The organism is Neobacillus sp. BF23-41, assembly GCF_041106275.1.
This window is the reverse complement of record NZ_JBGBPR010000001.1, coordinates 479,428-497,416: the sequence shown is the minus strand read 5'-3', so window position 1 is coordinate 497,416 and position 17,989 is coordinate 479,428. Positions and strand designations below refer to the sequence as shown.

Genomic DNA, 17,989 nt, shown 5'->3' with positions numbered 1-17,989 from the left:
TTATAACAAAACTAAAGAGGAAATGCTTTTAATGATGGAGGGAAGAATGTTATATGAATGGAGGTAGGAAGAGGATTAGTGAAGGTAGCGTTGTTTCGTGCGAGATTCAGGCATAATCGATAATATATTTTCCCGTTTAAAGGTGCGCATTTGTTTGCGCAGCAAACAATACGCACGAATGTATTCGTCGTGAACTTCCTTCACAATCAACTTCCGTTGGGAGAGTTCTTGGTTGTCGGCTAAATAAATCATTTCTAATGGAATATTTTCCTCGATTGAACGGATGAAAAGCCCATCCATGTGAATCGCCCCTTTCGTTTACTTATGTTATTATTATATCCAAACATTTGTTCTTTATTCAATAAAAATAGAACGAATGTTCCTGCTTTGGGATGATAAACAATGTCATCAAAAAAAATGTAAGAATAATAATTAAACTATTGACATTATCACAAAATTTTATATAATTAATTATGTAGTTTAAATAAATACGACTTGTTAGCTCAGTGGGAGAGCACTTCCTTGACAGGGAAGGGGTCGTGGGTTCGAATCCCTCACAGGTCATCAAAAAAATCCTAGCATCTCTATGATGTTAGGATTTTTTTTGTTTTAGTTTTTATTTTGCTTTTCTTTTGATTAAAGCGGTGTAGTATACGCCATCCACTAAGGGAATAATTAGAATATATTTTAGTTTAAAAAAAGGCTTCATTAACTTGAATGATATTAACAAATTAATGAGGTCTGGTGCCTTGAACCATTTAATTTCATTATCTAATAAAAATATATTTTTATTGGAACCTCCCTACATATTGTTTCCGGAACTCTTTAGGTGACAAATTCTCCTGTTTTTTAAATAATCTACTAAAATAGGGGGATTGTGTAAATCCACAGCTTTCTGAAATTCTATCAATACTCCAATCGGTTGAAATTAAAAGAATCTTTGCTTGATCAATGCGGATTTTGTTCACATATTCGATGGGAGTGCACCCTAAAGCTTGAATCATACATCTTGCAATATGATTTGGATGGAACCTAAGAGCACGGCCAAGATCCTCATAGGTTATTTTTTTTGCGTAATTTTTCCTCAAATAAATGGCGGCTTTTTCTGCAACTGCGAATACAGGCATGGAATTGGCAAGGTGCATATGATTTGAAAGCTCCTGTAGGAGTTGTTGAAAGAGTATTTGCCGCTGCCATTCCCCAGAATAAATAGACTCATGTTCAGATGTAATAATTTTTGAGCACAGATGTTCAACGGTTTCCAAATTGGATAATTGGCAGAACTTAGGTAGTGTTATTCCGAAGGGGTTCTCAGTAAAAAAGTTTCTAGACTGTACAGAAGCTTTCTCATCATAATAAAAAGGTTTAGAGACCTTGAGATCTTGCCATCCCTTTGCAACAATGAAATGGAACCAAAAAAAATGGGTAACTTGATCACACGGTGATATTGAAAAGTGATGCCGATCTGGGTAAAGGATCAGTGTATGCCCTTCGCTAACCTGAAAATGATTATTTTCCTCACCCATGAATAATTGCCCTTTAATCACAATTAATAAATCAAAAACTCCAATCTTATTTCGATTTGTATGTGATTGGCCTATTTCAAATGTATTCTCACCAGCTGCAAGGAGAGTCGGTAAGGGTGGGGCGAATAATTGAAGCATTCCATATCTCCTCATATGTTAGGATTGTGCAATTTTTTGTTATGATTTTACATTTTATTCTTTATTCTTAACACTATAATAGGTTCATAAATGTCTTTTGTCTATTCATAAAAGGGACGTAGCATTAAATAATATGTATTTATGTTTTAGGCACCTTAGGAGGGAGGAAGTGGATCATGCAAAGCATGCGTTGGGTTTGGCGTTATATAAGGAATTTTCGTTTTAGATTATTTAGCGGCCTTTTTCTGGCACTAGTTGTTTCTGCATTAAATATGCTGAACCCATTTTTTGCAGGAAAAATAGTTGATAAGGTTATTTATGGTCATCAGAATGACTTGTTATGGCTTTTTTTACTTTCCATGATAGGAGTAACTATGGTCAAGACGATAATTAGATATAATTATCAATTAATGTTCGAACGAGTTTCTCAAAGTGTCATCTTCACAATAAGAGAAAAGTTGTATGATCGGCTTAACCAATTAGATTTTAGTTTTTATGATCGGACCAAAACAGGAGATATCATGGCTCGTATGACTGGGGATTTGGAAGCAGTCAGACACTTTACGGCGTGGGTAATTTACATGATCTTCGAAAACCTTGCCATTCTGCTGTTTGCGATTGGGTTCATGTTTTATATTAATCCTCTGCTAGCTTTAGCAATGATCGCAGTTACCCCAATAATCGGATTCTTTGCTACTCGTTTATCCTTTAGAGTTAAACCCACTTTTGCAGCCATTCGGGGGCAGTTTGCAAGGCTAAATTCAGTGGTTCAGGAAAACATTAGCGGAAACAGAGTTGTAAAAGCCTTTGCAAAGGAAGAGTACGAAATTGATAAGTTCTCAGTTGAAAATGAAGCCTTTAAAGAAAAGAATTTAGCCTCCTCAAGAGTCTGGGAAAAGTTTTTGCCTGTCCTTGATTCACTTGCGGGAGTATTAACCGTTGTAATGATTCTTATTGGAGGGACTATGGTAATTAATCGTTCACTAACTTTGGGTGAATTAGTCACGTTCAATTCCTTAATCTGGGCATTAAATAATCCGATGCGTATGGCGGGATGGTTAATTAATGATGTTCAAAGATTTATAGCTTCTGCTGAAAAAGTGGAAGATTTGTTAAATACAAAACCTGAGATCACCAATGAAACGAAAAAATTCAATGTGAAACAGTTCAAAGGGGTTGTTGATTTCGATCATGTTTCCTTTAGTTATGGTGACGAACCAGTTTTAAATGATGTCAACTTTAAAGCTCTCCCGGGCCAAACGGTGGGCATCATTGGACCAACTGGTGCAGGTAAATCCACTTTAGTCAATCTTCTAAGCAGATTTTATGATGCAACTAGCGGTGAAGTAAGAGTGGATGGACTCAATGTGAAAGATTGGGATATTCCGAAATTGAGAGATAGTATGGCAATGGTTATGCAGGATATTTTTCTTTTCTCGGATACTATTGAAGGGAATATTGCTTACGGGAATCCGAATGCTTCCTTGGAAGACGTTCAAATTGCTGCAAAAATGGCAGAGGCCCACGATTTTATTACCGAACTGCCAGATGGTTACGATACTATTATTGGGGAACGTGGAGTAGGTCTTTCCGGAGGACAAAGACAAAGAATTGCTTTAGGAAGGGCGATTTTAAAAAATCCATCCATCCTGGTCCTGGACGATACAACTTCAGCTGTGGATATGGAAACGGAGCTAAGAATCCAACGAACATTAAAGTCCATTTTGCAGGAGAAAACATGTTTCATTATTGCCCATCGGATTTCTTCTGTAAAAGAGGCAGATTTAATTCTTGTCATGGAAAATGGGACGATAATTGAGAGAGGGAACCATAAAGAGCTGCTTGCGAAAAAAGGGTATTATTATAAAGTGTTTAGAAACCAAAATGGAAATTTTGATGCTCAACACGATAGTGAGGATGTGATATATCTCAATGGCGCGCAATAAATTTGATGTGGATGAAGAATTGGAATCACCGTTCAGTTTTATTCATCTTAAGCGGATGTTGGTTTATTTAAACCCTTACAGAAAGAAGATTCTATTTACTGTTTTGATTATGCTTATTGCCAGTGGGTCGAATTTAATCGGACCGTATTTAATAAAAAAAGCCATTGACGATAAAATTCCAGCCAAGGATGTAGGCGGTTTATGGGCTCTTGCCGGTATTTACTTATTTGCTGTGGTTATTACCGGAATCTGTATGAAATATAGGATTAGATTGATGTCACAGATTGGGCAGAGTGTCATTCTCCAGATTAGGAAAGACTTGTTTACTCATTTGCAAAAGCTGTCATTTTCGTTTTATGACAACAGGCCGCATGGAAAGATTTTAGTAAGAGTAGTAAACTATGTAAATTCTTTAAGTGATTTATTATCAAACGGTTTAATCAATTTGATTACAGACCTTTTCAGTCTTTTCGTCATTCTCGGATTTATGTTTGCCATTGACGTAAAGTTAACCCTTTTGGCCATGCTTGGTTTTCCCATCCTTGCAGTGGTTATCCTGCTGATTAAAAATGCCCAGCGGAAGGCATGGCAAACGTTAAGTAACAAGCAATCCAATATGAATGCATATATTCATGAAAGTATTAATGGCATCAAAGTGACGCAAGCCTTCACAAGGGAAGAAGAGAATAAGCGAATTTTTGGGGAAGTATCTGAAAGCTATCGAACATCATGGATGAAGGCTGTAAGGATCCAATTCTTGCTTTGGCCTTCGATTGAAAATATTTCAGTCCTTACGACTTCTATAATTTATGTTGTCGGTATTTCTTTGATTGGTGATGGAGTAACTGTTGGGGCACTAGTTGCTTTTGTTGGATATATAGGGATGTTTTGGGCACCAATTGCGAATATTGGAAATTTTTACAATGCCATCATTAATTCGACAGCCTATTTGGAAAGAATTTTTGAAATGATCGATGAAAAACCGACAGTTCAAGATTGTCCGAATGCTGTGGATCTTCCTTCGATCAAAGGGAAAGTCGAATTTAAAGAGGTTATCTTTGGATATGAAGAAGGGGAAAAAATCCTTAAAAACATTAATTTCTCTGTAAATCCGGGTGAAACCATTGCACTTGTCGGTGCAACTGGTTCAGGGAAGACAACGATTGTCAGTATGCTTAGTCGCTTTTACGATGTAAGCCAAGGGCATATTGAAATCGACGGTGTCGATATTAACACGGTTACCATTGATTCCCTGAGAAAGCAAATGGGTGTTATGCTTCAAGATCCATTTATCTTTTCAGGAACGATTATGGATAATATTCGATATGGCAGGCTTGACGCTACTGACGAAGAAATAATAGAAGCCGCGAAAGCAGTTCAGGCGCATCCGTTTATCAGCGAAATGTCTGAGGGATATCAAACAGAAGTGAACGAAAGAGGCACAAGGCTCTCCACTGGTCAGAGACAACTGATTTCCTTTGCCCGTGCGCTCTTAGCAGATCCAAAAATTTTGATACTAGATGAGGCTACATCATCGATTGATACGGAAACCGAGCTTGCCTTGCAAAAGGGACTTGAGATTTTACTCTCAGGCAGAACATCCTTTATTATTGCGCATCGCCTTTCCACCATTAAAAATGCAACTCGCATCCTTGTTATCGATAAAGGCAGGATAATAGAGGAAGGATATCATAATGAACTAATGAGTCGAAAGAGTTATTATTGGAGGCTCCATCAATCACAGCATAAATCTTTAGTCGTAGGATAAACCGCTAGATGGTTCACCATTTTTAGTTTCTGCTTAATTAAGTCTTGTTTGAAGAAATGGAATCCGGGAATCTGGGAAAATCCAGGTTCCTTTCTTATTAAAATACAAGATTTAGTAAAATAATTTTATTTAGTAAGAATTTTTGTATTGATAGAGAAAGTCTCTATTTTATCATTATAGTAAATGGGAAAAAATTAGATAAACGGCTAATTATCTATTAAATTTTTTGAAGAATTTTTAGGAATATCGAGAGAGAAATTGGGATATTTATGTCTGAAAAAAAAAGGATTAAAGGTGCTGACAAAAGAAAAGGGCGAGGAAATGGGAGATTTGTTTGGCATTTTTTTTGAAGACCTAAACCATGCGGCTGATGGTGGTCTTTCTGCTGAGTTAGTGCAAAATCGTTCGTTTGAATTTAATCCAATTGATAATAAGGATTATCACGGGTTAACTGCTTGGGAAAAGGTTGAAAGAGGAAATGCAATAGCAGAGATTTCTGTTGAAAATGACTATCCACTTAATGTAAAAAACACAAATTATCTTACGCTTAATGTTATCGACCCACTTTACTATTCTGCTAGCCTAGAATCTTCAACAGGAGATGTCATTGTTAAAGTGGTAAATGTTCAAGATCAACCTGTCACAGCTCAAATCGTTTTAGAGGATATCGAAAAAGAAACGATTGTAGGAACTATTTTTGAAATGTCAGGGTACGAATTAAGCGATGAAAATAGTTTTGATACACCTAAAAAGATACTACCAAAACAAAAAGACATTACTATTACAGGAAATACGCTGAATTATGAGTTCCCGAAGCATTCTATCACAGTAGTAAGATTTCATTAATTACAAAGAGTAATAATCAAATAGAAGGGACTGAATTGAATGAAGCATCATGCATTTGCCAAGACTCCCCCATTAGGCTGGAATAGCTGGGATTGTTACGGAGCGACTGTCAGGGAAAAAGAAGTAAAAGGGAATGCCGAATATATGGCTGAACATCTTAAAACGTTTGGCTGGGAATATATTGTAGTCGATATTCAATGGTATGAACCTGGAGCAAACTCCTCTATATATCGTCCTTTTGTACCGCTTGAAATGGATGATTATTCAAGATTAATCCCAGCAGTCAACCGCTTTCCTTCTGCAGAAGGAGGAAAAGGTTTCAAACCATTAGCTGATTATATTCATAACCTTGGATTAAAATTCGGCATTCACATTATGCGCGGGATTCCTCGTCAAGCCGTTCATGCGAATATGCCGATATTTGCTAGCAATGTCAGGGCAAGAGATATTGCCCATACAAATTCTATTTGTCCATGGAATACCGACATGTACGGAATAGATGCTTCTAAACAAGGAGCTCAAGAGTATTATAATTCTTTGTTTCAACTGTATGCAGAATGGGGAGTAGATTTTGTTAAAGTGGATGATATCGCGGCATCCAGACTCTATCATTTCCATAAGGGAGAGATTGAATTAATCCGCAAGGCAATCGAAAACTGCGGCAGAGATATGGTACTAAGTCTTTCACCTGGTCCGGCACCGCTTGAATATGCAGAGGATTTAATTTCCAATGCCAATATGTGGAGGATGACAGACGATTATTGGGATCAATGGAGCCTTTTATATGAAATGTTTGAAAGATGTGAAAAATGGAGTGAATATGTTGGACCAGGTCACTGGCCCGACTGTGACATGCTGCCTTTAGGACATATTGGGCTACGTTCAGTCGACGGTGGCGGGGGAAATCGTTGGACCCGATTCACAAAAGATGAACAGATTACAATGATGACTTTATGGGCAATCTTTCGTTCTCCACTTATGTTTGGAGGGGAACTTCGAGACAATGATGAATGGACTCAATCATTGCTGACCAATAAAGAGGTAATAGAACTAAATCAAAATAGTCACAGTAATCGCCTTGTTTATCGTAAGGAAGACAAAATTGTTTGGACTGCAAAAGATAACTTGAATAATACCTATGTCGCTTTGTTTAATGCCAGCGATGTGACAGCACCGATACAGGTTAAGTTGAAACAAATCGACCTTACAGGCAGCAAAAATGTGAGAGACTTGTGGAAACACAAGGAACTTGATCAAGTTGAGGAAATCATTGAGCAAACTTTGCCGCCGCACGGCTCCCTTTTACTAAAATTATATTAAATATTATTAAAAGAACTTTGGGATGAAGAGCTTGTTGAACATGATAAATATTGTGGGTATTCTCCTGAATTAGATTAAAATTGTTGTTGTTAAAGTAAATTTGTACATAAGGAACTTTGTTATTGCCCCTGAAGGTATTAACAAAGTTCCTTTTTTACATTAGGAAAAATAAAGTCAAAATATTCGTATAACCAGTAAAATTAGTCTTATATCCAGGGTGAAAAAATTTGATAACCTTATACTTGTAAAGGCTTTCAATGAAATAAAAGCAAATGCTGAGGAGATGATAAGTTTTTCATTCAAGGTTAAATGAGCCAATTTTGTGAAATTGTCTTAAAAGAAGCTCCGCTTGAAAGGTAATGACTTAATAAAGGAAAAATTGGGGGTAAATTATGAAAAGTTTAAAGAAAATTCTCACCACTGCAGCACTTTGTGCTACCTTGTTTGCTACAGGCTGTTCTAGTGAAACTTCGAAATCCTCAACTGGTGCGTCAAGCAGCGGTGGAGATAAAAAAGAAACGGTTTCTTTTACCTATTGGGGCGGGGACTTTGACAAAAAGAGAATGGAGAGCATTCGTACCGAATTCAATAAGGAGCACCCGGACATTAATGTCAAATTAATTCAAATTCCTTCTGATGGTTATGACCAGAAGTTACTTACATCCATGGCGGGCGGAGAACCTTATGATGTTGTTCAGGTAGCAGAAGCTTTCAATACCTATGCCGGCAAAGGAACTTTAACAGACTTAACTCCATACATGGAGAAAGATGGCGTTAACAAAGATGATTATTTCAAAGCAGGTATCGATGCTTACTCTTATAAGGGTAAAGTCATGGCAATGCCAATGCGTTTAGGTGCCATGATCATGCTATACAATAAAGATTTATTTGATAAAAACGGTATTCCTTATCCGACAGACCAATGGACATGGGAGGATTTCCGCAATGCAGCTATGAAAATTTCAAACAAAAAAGATGGAACGTTCGGTGTTCAGGGGGTTGGTTCCTGGTGGGCCAATTACATGGCCTACGTAGAATCATTTGGCGGCGGCTTAATGTCAGATGATCATACCAAATTCACTTTAGATTCACCAGAGTCAAAACAGGCCCTTCATTTCATGCAGGACATGTTATATAAAGATAAAGTTGCTCCTCTAAGCAGTGATATACCAAAAGGAGTTGATTTATGGACAAGCGGAAAGATTGGAATATTAGTTGATGGTCCATGGTGGATCTTGACTTCACAGGCTAACATTAAAGACTTCAAATGGGATGTAGCAACACTTCCAAAAGGGGCTGAATTTACTTCACCGTTATTCTCAAATGCATTTGCAATTCCAAATGGATCCAAACACAAGGATGCAGCTTGGGAGGTTGTAAAGTTCTGGACAGGGAAAGAAGGACAAACGATTTTGGCAAGTGAGCATGGGGAAGTACCTCCTTTAAAGTCTGTTGCCAACTCAAATGCTTTTCTTTATGAAGATGGACAATCACCAAACCTTAAAGCACTAGTTAACTCAGTAGACCATGCATTCGTACCACCGATTACATCAAAGTGGGGCGAAATTAACAAGCTTGCTGACACTTACTTAGGACCAATTTTTGTTGAAAATAAAAACATTGATAAACAGCTAAAAGAAATGAAACCTCAGGTTGAACAATTACTAAAAGAGGCCCAGCAGGCCAATTAAAGAATATGGGGGTAAGGGTAGAAGTACTTCTACCCTTCATGAAATTAAGGAGGGTTAATAAGTGGCTAAAACAAGACGAAGCACTTCTATTCCTAGACATGAAAGGAGGAACTTCTGGATTTATATTTCTCCTTGGATTATTGGTTTTATCGGATTTACTGCGATTCCTTTTTTTTCTTCATTAATCCTTAGCTTCATGCAATGGGATATCATCACTCCTCCAAAGTGGGTTGGACTGGAGAATTATAAACTTCTATTAAATGATAAAATTTATTTCTGGACTGACTTTAAAAACACGTTATTTTATGCGTTAGTCGGAGTACCTCTCTCAGTGACATTAGGATTGCTCATATCTATTTTACTTTCAAAAGAAATTAAAGGAATCAACATATACCGAACTATTTTTTATCTGCCTGCTGTATTCGGTGGTGTAGCTGTATTAATGTTATGGAGCTACTTATTGTATCCAGGAACAGGCGATAACAATGCCGGATTAATAAATGCAGCCCTAAACTGGTTGGGAATTCCTGCTCCCAGTTGGTCTCAGAGTAGCTTTTGGGCAAAGCCGGCTGTTATTCTTGTAGGTCTTTGGGGTGTTGGCGGAAGTATGATGATTTGGCTGCCTGCGTTAGCTGGTGTTCCAAAGGAATTGCTGGAAGCTGCAGAGATGGATGGGGCTTCAAGATGGCGGAGATTTTGGAGTGTTACCTTTCCGTTAATTACACCTGCGATTTTCTTCCAAGTTACAATGGGGATTATTGGTTCGTTTCAAATTTTCTTGGAACCAAAGATCATGCCAGGTTCTCAAAAAGCTTGGACTGACAGCTTAATGGTAAATTTATTTGATAATGCCTTCGTCTTCTACAAAATGGGATACGCTTCCGCGATTGCTTGGATATTATTTATCGTAATCATGGCACTGACAATCATTAATCTTTTACTCTCAAAGAGGTGGGTGTACTATGAGTCAAAGTAATCCTGAAATCATATCACAAGTTCCTATCAGTAAAAAAGAATTATCTAAATCGAAATCCTCGATCAGTGTTCTGCGGATTTTTCGGTATATCGTGCTAACCGCATTGGCTGCAGCTCTATTAATGCCGTTAGTGTGGACCATTTCCGCATCATTAAAACCGTCCAGCGAAATATTTTCCGTTCCAATTAAATGGATTCCTTCCGAATTTCACTGGGACAATTACTCGCGAGTTCTAAGTATTTTCCCAATGGTAAAATATTCAACGAATACCCTTATCATTACAATATGTGCCATTATCGGGCAAGTATTATCTTCTGTTTGTGTAGCTTACGGGTTTGCTCGCTTTCGTCATCCACTAGCTAATGTATTCTTCCTGCTTGTCCTAGCTACCATGATGATTCCTGGGCAGGTAACAATGATCCCGCAATTTTTAATGTATAAAGAATTTGGCTGGATAAACACGTATTTACCACTTATCGTTCCCAATTATTTTGGTGCAGCCATTAATATTTTTCTATTGCGTCAATTTATTATGGGCATCCCAAAAGAATTGGATGAATCAGCCAAAATGGATGGATGCAGTTCACTTGGGATTTTAACCAGAATCATTGCTCCAATGTGTAAGCCCATTATTATCACAATCATGATTTGGACCTTTAATCATAATTGGAATGATTTCATGGGACCGCTTATTTATTTGAATGATCCTGAAAAGTTTACCTTGCAGCTGGGAATCTATAGTTTAAATGCGGGACAACAAGGTCAGACGGATTTCGGTATGATGTTTGCTGCAACACTAATGGCATTAGTTCCAACTCTCTTACTATTTGCAGTTGGACAAAAATATTTTATGAGTGGAATCAAACTTGGAGGAGCCCTTAAAGGCTAAAGGAGCGGCTAATCTATGAGTATAATGAACAAAACTTCGGTGCAACTATCTAAACAAGGAATTTCGATAAATGGCAAGCCGACGATTATTCTTTGTGCCTCAGTCTTTTATTTCCGTATTCCAAGGGAACTTTGGAAAGATCGTCTTGAAAAAGTAAAAATGGCTGGATACAACTGCATAGACGTGTACTTTCCTTGGAATTTTCATGAAACCCAACGAGATCTGTGGGATTTTACCGATGATAAGGACGTGGAGGCCTTTTTGCAAATGGCTGCAGAAGAAGGGCTGTATGTTGTTGCCCGTCCTGGTCCTTATATTTGTTCGGAGTGGGATGGAGGGGCGCTTCCTGCCTACTTATTTACCAATACCAAGATGCGACTGAGAGACAATGATTCGGTATTTTTAGAGCATGTTGGCCGTTGGTTTGATCGAATCTTACCTATTTTAAAGAGATACGAATTAGGACAGAAGGGTTCGATAATTTGCGTTCAGCTTGATAATGAGCTTGATTTCTTTGGGTGCCAAGACCCGACAGGATATATTTCTGCCCTTCGTGATATGGCGTTTGCACATGATTTAGAGGTTCCATTGGTTGCATGTGCTGGTCAAGGGGATTTATTCAAGGCAAGCGGTAATTCAAAGGGAGTTATTCCAACGTGTAATTTTTACCCAAATGATCGAGACCCTGAATTTGAATCTAAGGTACATGAATATGTTGAGAGGTTAGGGAACCAAAATCTTCCATTAATGGTGACGGAAACAAATCGATCTCATTTCTTACTGCGTCGATTGCTTGCTGCAGGTGCTAAACTGCTAGGGCCTTACTTGCAGGTCTCTGGGACCAATTTTGGGTTTACCAATGCGGCTAATAATTGGGGAAATCCACTCTCATTCTTAACTTCTGATTACGACTTTGGGGGAATGATATCTTCTACAGGTGAGGTCAGAGCTGAAGCCTTAGAAGGAAGATTGATGAGTCGAATCTTGGGTGCAGTTGGGGAGTCACTGGCTCAATCTGTTTATAGCACAGATCATGAACTGACATTAGGCGGAGCTCTCTCGAATGAAGTGACAGGACCGAATGCCCTAGAATTACAGGGTGGAGGATATTTATACTCATTGCCAAATGTAAGTGATAATGAACAAACAGTTTCCATTCAGATAGGAGACCATTCCTATCCGAAACAAACGAAGATGACCATATCTAAGGGGCGTTGTCCTTTATTATTGGCTCAAACACCACTTAGTCACTGGGGATTTCAGCAGGGAATGTTAGAATTTGCTTCCGCAGAATTATTCTACTCTCACACCATTGGAAACCATACCATTTTGGTATTCTCTGGTGAAGGGGAGTCTGAGTTATCATTCCGGATGCCAGAATTAATGAATATTGAAACAGATGGCGGAATACAGGTGACCAGAGTAGAAGGATCAGATTTGGTGTTTACAGCCAATAACGGTGTTTCGGGATCTGCGTTCATTATTCTAGCCTCAGGTCAGGTTCTCGAGGTAAGGCTGCTTCAGCGTGAGAAGGCCTTGAATTTACGGGAAGTTACAGCAGATGGCTCATTAGTTTTTGATGATTTGTTAAAAACAGCATCTGATGCGGATGTACCTTCCATTCAATGGGGAATCGCACCTTTAAATGCTGGTGCACCTGAATTAGGAGAGAGTTCTCAACATCTCGGAGACAAGGCTGATTTTCTCGAAAACCGAGGAATTTATAGAGGCTATGCATGGTACCAAGCAAAGATACATGCGAATTCAGCTTATCCTGTTCACGGTGTCCTTCTGCAAGATGCAAGTGATATTTGCTCTGTTTATACGGACGATACCTTTCATGGTACCGTAGTGCCGGGCGGTGGAAGTCTGTTTGTTACGTTTAAGGAAGAAACATCAGGCAACAAGATGAAGTTAGTAGTCCGTTCTGAAATTTGGGGTCATTCTAACTTTAATGATGCACGCCTCCCTGCTTTTCACCTTAATGGACAGAAAGGATTGACGGGTGCTGCAGCGGTTACTAATATCTTGAAATTAAATAGTAACTGGCGATTCAAAGCAGCCCGCTCAAGTAGTGAACATGCTTCATACACGAACAAATCTTGTGAAACAGAAACATGGCCAATCGTAAACTGGGGCAGTTGGATGACGGAACATCATCCATCGTACGGGTATTATAAAAAAACATTCTATACATCGACCGAATCAAACGCTTGGTTCCTCCATCTTCCAGGAACTCGCTCTCTTGTCGCTGTATTTGTTAACGGATACGAGGCAGGAAAGGTGAATCCATTAACTCCTTATCTAGATCTTTCACCATGGATTAAGAGTGGAGAAGAGAACCAGTTAACGCTATTTCTAGAAACCTTTTACAGTCTGGAGACGGGGGATGTTATTCTTTACGAGGGACTTAACGCCATCGATTGGGAGTTAACTTCTGCAGGTGAAAAAGAATTATGGAGTCAAGCTCTAATAGCCCAATCGAACGTAGTTGCTACGGATTTACCTGTTGAACTTTTACCCGGCAGCAGTGCTTGGTTAATGGGAAAGATCGATCAAATAGACTCAACAAATTGTTGGAAGGTAATGTTCAGCGGCACAAATATCAAGCTGTCTATATTCTTTAATGGAAGATTGATAGGGAGGATTTGGACTCCATCTAAAACCTCAAGACCTCAAATGAGGGGCGGAAATGAAAGGATTGCCTATGTCCCTAGACCATGGATCCAAGAACAAGGCGATACTCTTGCCATTTTACTAGAGTCTACTGAACCCGATGAAATCGGTGTTTTAGAAGAGATTCGTTTCTCCTCTGTAAGTACGGAGATTTAAAAGATGAAACGTTAATAACAAAGTTAGTGTGATAGGAGTGATTAAGATGTTCAAAGTAGATGGAATGTTTCATCGTATTTGTACATGGATTTACCGCTTTGCCTATATAAACCTATTATTCTTGATTAGCTGCCTACCTGTAATAACAATTTATCCTGCTACGGCAGCCCTTTTTGGAGTTGTAAGGCAATGGGTAAAAAAGAATGATCCTCCTGTTTTCACAAATTATCGTTTACATTTTGTAGAAAATTTTAAGCAGAGTATGGTTTTAGGTCCAGCCATAACGGTGGTGTTTTTGGTTCTTATTGCCGATTTCTTTCTATTAATTAGAGTGCAAAGCGGAATAAAGGGTTTACTAATGGTTTGTTTACTTGTGATTAGTTTTTTTTCCTTCATATCTGCTATTTATATCGTACCACTAATGGTAAACGGTTATTACACGACGAAAGAATTAGTTAAGAATGCTTTTCAATTGTCGATTTACAAACCCTTTCTAACTTTATTTAATTTGTTGACATTGATTGGATTGATTTATATTTCGCTGCGTTTTTCTTTCATTCTATTATTTTTCTTTTTTAGTATTTCAGCATTTATTACCTATTGGGTTACTGAAAGAAAAATCAGTCATGCTACTGCTCCTGTGAAATAGTGAAGCCCAAACAAGTAAGGAGGAATATTGTTGTTTAAAATGAAAAAGGTAATATCATCCATATTAACATTTTCACTCATTGCCTTCCCAATACTTCATTCAACTGGACATGCATCTGCTGAGACCACACCCGAGGAAACAGATGTCCTCTATTTTGTGAATGCAGGTGACCCGACCCCAGATACTGTTGAAGGGACCGATAAATTGGGACTATATTCAAGTAAAACAGAGCAAAAGTATGGTGTAGACAGTGTTACAGGGAAAAAGTGGGGATTGGTAACCGCCACCAGTAATACTAATGTCTCTAATGGCGGCGATAAATTTGGGTCACTACGCTATTATAACGGTCCACAGGTACGGGATAAGGCATTAGAGTATAAGTTCGAATTGCCAAAAGGTGATTATGATATTTCTTTAGGATTCAAAAATCCATGGAGTGGACGAAGTGTTAATATTATCAGCGAGGGACAAAGTTTATCAAAAGGCGATTATGATATTGGAAGCTATAACGCTGAAAAAGCGGTGACTTATCAACAGGTTTCAGTAACTGATGGAGAATTGGATGTCAGAATTCAAGGACCTGCAACAGAAGCCTTAACAAACTATAATGATCCTCTTGTAAATTATATCATTATCAAAAAATATAAAATGATTCCCGTTTCTGATTTGGAGACAAAACTAACAGCTGCTAAGACAGAAGAGGCAAAAACAGATACCTATACCAAATACAGCTTAGAGGTATTAAATAAAGCCATTGAGCAGGCTGATAGTTTGATGAAAAATATCAGTGAAAATAGCTTGGATATAGAAGCGAAAACGATCCAGGAACAAATTCGAACGAATATCAAAAATCTAGACAGTGCACTAGCAGGACTTATCGTATACGCTCCAAACGCTTCATTTAAACCTGGCCAAGTATGGACAGATACAAACGGAGCTCCTATTCAGGCGCATGGCGGCGGGATCATGTATGATAAGCAAACGAAGAAGTATTATTGGTACGGGGAAGACAAAACATACGGATATCTCCCAGCTAGAGGTGTAAGTGTTTATTCTTCTACTGATCTATATAACTGGAAAGATGAAGGTTTAGCCCTTACTGCGATTGAATCTATGGACCAGTTTGAAACCGATCCACTAATTTCTAAGATTTATGAAGGAAGAGAGGACAAAGCCGATATTTTGAATGATATTGGTACCGATAGAGTAATTGAAAGACCTAAAGTAATTTACAATGATAAGACCAAAAAATATGTGATGTGGATGCATACTGATGGTCCTTCGACAACATCGACTGCGATGTATGCAAAAGCAGAAGCAGGTTATGCATTAAGTGACTCCCCTACAGGACCTTTTGTCTATCAAAAAAGCAATCGTATGGACAGAGCGCCGAAAGATGCAACATATAATGGTCAGCCTGACCAGCCAGGGATGGCGCGCGATATGAACTTGTTCAAGGATGATGACGGTACAGCATACCTGATTTATTCGAGTGAAGAAAATAGAACCATTTATATTTCAAAGTTGAATGATTCCTATACAGATGTTGTTGGCTGGCATAAGGATGGGCATGTGGAACGTGATACGGAATATAAAGCTGTATATGGTGAGGACTATGTAAGAGTATTTCCGGGGGCACAGCGTGAGGCTCCTGCTATGTTTAAATATCAAGGAAAATACTATTTGATTACTTCAGGTGCGACCGGATGGGATCCAAATCCAGCTAGATATACAGTTGCGGATAGCATTTTCGGGGAATGGAAGCCGATGCGCGATCCATCGTTAGGAGACAAAGCTTCTACGACATTTGATTCACAAAGCACCAATGTCATCTCGATTGATCCTCAAAAAGGGAAATTTATCTTTATGGCTGACAGATGGAAGTCTAGTGATTTAAAGGATTCAAGATATATATGGCTGCCGATCGAATTTGGTCAAAGTGATGAAATTAGTTTGCAATGGTATAACGAGTGGAAGCTGGATACTTTAAACAGAATGGGGAAAGTCACGATTAATACGGAACTTCCTACTAAAGTTTCGGTTGAACAAGTACCAAATTTACCGAATGTTATTAATGTTACCAATTCAGAAGGGAAACAATTGGATACCCCGGTAACATGGGCAATAAATGCAGCCAATTTCTCAAAGCCTGGTACAGTTGTGGTTGAAGGCACTCTTTCAGAATTAGCAAACAAAGTGATTAGGGTAAAGATACTTGTTATTCCTGAACATGTAAGATACTTTGTCCATGCAGGCGGGGCTAACACCAATGATTACATGACATGGTCATCTTACATGCAAGAAACACTCCTTAATAAAGGTGTCATTGATCAAAAGTATGATCTGGAAAATGGGCAGACGTGGGGATATGTAGGGGATCGTACAAGACCGTCGGGCGGTGACAGCGGCGATTTATTTTCTTCATTACGCTACCTTTTAAGTAACTCTGGTGATGATATTTCTTATAAGTTTGACTTGAAAAATGGGAAATACGCGGTATATACCGGACTTTACGACCCATGGTACAGTTCAACAAAGGGAAGCAGAAAAGCAAATATATTGATTAACGGTGAAACGAAAACCAAGGGGTATGTATTTACCAGCACTTATGATGTCCTTGGCTATAAAAATGTAAACGTGGCGGACGGAAAACTGGACCTGACTATTCGCAGGGTAAATGGTTCACCTGATCCGCAAATCAGCTGGATTATGATTGTAGAAGAAGATACGACAGCACCTGTGATTACGGTTACAGGTAATGAGGGAAGCTATTCCGTCGATTCAAACATATCGATCTCCTGCAATACAACCGATGATTTGTCTGGAATTGCAACTGTCGATTGCCCTCCAATTAAAGGACCGGCCTATGAATATAGCGTTGGTGCAAATTATTATACGGTAACAGCGACGGATCGATCAGGGAATACGACAGAAACTGAAATTCAATTTACAGTGACCGTCGATTTTGAGAGTCTAAGCCGTTTAACTGAATCCTTTGTAACAAACGATGGGATTGCGCATTCCCTGATCGCCAAACTTGCATCTGCTAAGGAAGCAGCAACAAGAGGAAATAGTGAAGCGGTGGCAGGCAAATTGAATGCATATGTGAATGAGCTATTGGCTCAAAACGGGAAATCAATTACTGAAGAACAGACAAATGTATTGATCTCTTTGTCACATAACCTCTTATTAAAATAATATATATTATTATTCCTATAATATATTTTTTATGACTTGGGGTTAAACATAGGTTGTTTAACCCTGAGGGGTATTTATGTTGAAGGGAATTAGAAAAGAAATTTTATAATATCAATTATCCATTCTTTCGTTAATAGGACACACCTCTTTTTCTATGGTATAGTGAATTTCAAGCAAACTCACTCTATCAAAGAATGAGGTGTTTTTTGC

The 17,989-nt window shown here is 38.4% G+C and carries 12 protein-coding genes and 1 tRNA gene; 11 read left to right on the top strand and 2 right to left on the bottom strand.

Translation table 11 applies throughout. The features are described 5' to 3' along the window. Window positions 1-75 precede the first annotated feature (75 nt). Entirely contained in the window at window positions 76-300 is a 225-nt protein-coding gene (locus AB7942_RS02340) for a hypothetical protein (protein ID WP_098932888.1), read from the bottom strand. Window positions 301-492: 192 nt separating this feature from the next. On the opposite strand from AB7942_RS02340, the gene AB7942_RS02335 reads away from it, so the two are divergent. Beyond that, window positions 493-564: transfer RNA gene (locus AB7942_RS02335), tRNA-Val, on the top strand. A 224-nt stretch (window positions 565-788) separates the two neighbouring features. Here AB7942_RS02335 and AB7942_RS02330 read toward each other — a convergent pair. Then, window positions 789-1,664: a helix-turn-helix transcriptional regulator gene (locus AB7942_RS02330; protein WP_369445643.1), complete on the bottom strand. Its 876-nt coding sequence runs from the start codon at window positions 1,662-1,664 to the stop codon at window positions 789-791. A gap of 176 nt (window positions 1,665-1,840) precedes the next feature. Between AB7942_RS02330 and AB7942_RS02325 the strand changes: the two genes are divergently transcribed. The 10 genes from AB7942_RS02325 (at window position 1,841) to AB7942_RS02280 (ending at window position 17,779) form a co-directional block, all read left to right on the top strand. After that, window positions 1,841-3,610: an ABC transporter ATP-binding protein gene (locus AB7942_RS02325; RefSeq protein ID WP_369445642.1), complete on the top strand. Its 1,770-nt coding sequence runs from the start codon at window positions 1,841-1,843 to the stop codon at window positions 3,608-3,610. Next, the gene (locus AB7942_RS02320; protein ID WP_369445641.1) at window positions 3,597-5,378 is read left to right on the top strand and encodes an ABC transporter ATP-binding protein; all 1,782 of its coding nucleotides are present in this window, start codon (window positions 3,597-3,599) and stop codon (window positions 5,376-5,378) included. Before AB7942_RS02325 ends, AB7942_RS02320 begins: the two co-directional genes overlap by 14 nt. A gap of 294 nt (window positions 5,379-5,672) precedes the next feature. Then, on the top strand, window positions 5,673-6,224 hold the full coding sequence (locus AB7942_RS02315; protein ID WP_369445640.1) for an alpha-L-arabinofuranosidase C-terminal domain-containing protein: 552 nt from the start codon (window positions 5,673-5,675) through the stop codon (window positions 6,222-6,224). A 39-nt stretch (window positions 6,225-6,263) separates the two neighbouring features. Beyond that, window positions 6,264-7,544 (top strand): glycoside hydrolase family 27 protein, encoded by a 1,281-nt coding sequence (locus AB7942_RS02310; RefSeq protein WP_369445639.1) that lies wholly within the window; start codon window positions 6,264-6,266, stop codon window positions 7,542-7,544. A gap of 392 nt (window positions 7,545-7,936) precedes the next feature. Continuing rightward, the gene (locus AB7942_RS02305; RefSeq protein WP_369445638.1) at window positions 7,937-9,235 is read left to right on the top strand and encodes an ABC transporter substrate-binding protein; all 1,299 of its coding nucleotides are present in this window, start codon (window positions 7,937-7,939) and stop codon (window positions 9,233-9,235) included. Window positions 9,236-9,296: 61 nt separating this feature from the next. Next, window positions 9,297-10,211, top strand: coding sequence for a carbohydrate ABC transporter permease (locus tag AB7942_RS02300; RefSeq protein ID WP_335711680.1), 915 nt, complete (start codon window positions 9,297-9,299; stop codon window positions 10,209-10,211). Next, complete coding sequence (locus tag AB7942_RS02295; protein WP_335711681.1) at window positions 10,198-11,100, top strand: carbohydrate ABC transporter permease; 903 nt, start codon at window positions 10,198-10,200, stop codon at window positions 11,098-11,100. Before AB7942_RS02300 ends, AB7942_RS02295 begins: the two co-directional genes overlap by 14 nt. Before the next feature lie 15 nt (window positions 11,101-11,115). Then, window positions 11,116-13,932: a beta-galactosidase gene (locus AB7942_RS02290; RefSeq protein ID WP_369445637.1), complete on the top strand. Its 2,817-nt coding sequence runs from the start codon at window positions 11,116-11,118 to the stop codon at window positions 13,930-13,932. Window positions 13,933-13,978: 46 nt separating this feature from the next. Continuing rightward, entirely contained in the window at window positions 13,979-14,581 is a 603-nt protein-coding gene (locus tag AB7942_RS02285; RefSeq protein ID WP_369445636.1) for a YesL family protein, read from the top strand. A gap of 39 nt (window positions 14,582-14,620) precedes the next feature. Next, on the top strand, window positions 14,621-17,779 hold the full coding sequence (locus tag AB7942_RS02280; protein ID WP_369445759.1) for a family 43 glycosylhydrolase: 3,159 nt from the start codon (window positions 14,621-14,623) through the stop codon (window positions 17,777-17,779). The last annotated feature ends 210 nt before the right edge of the window (window positions 17,780-17,989 follow it).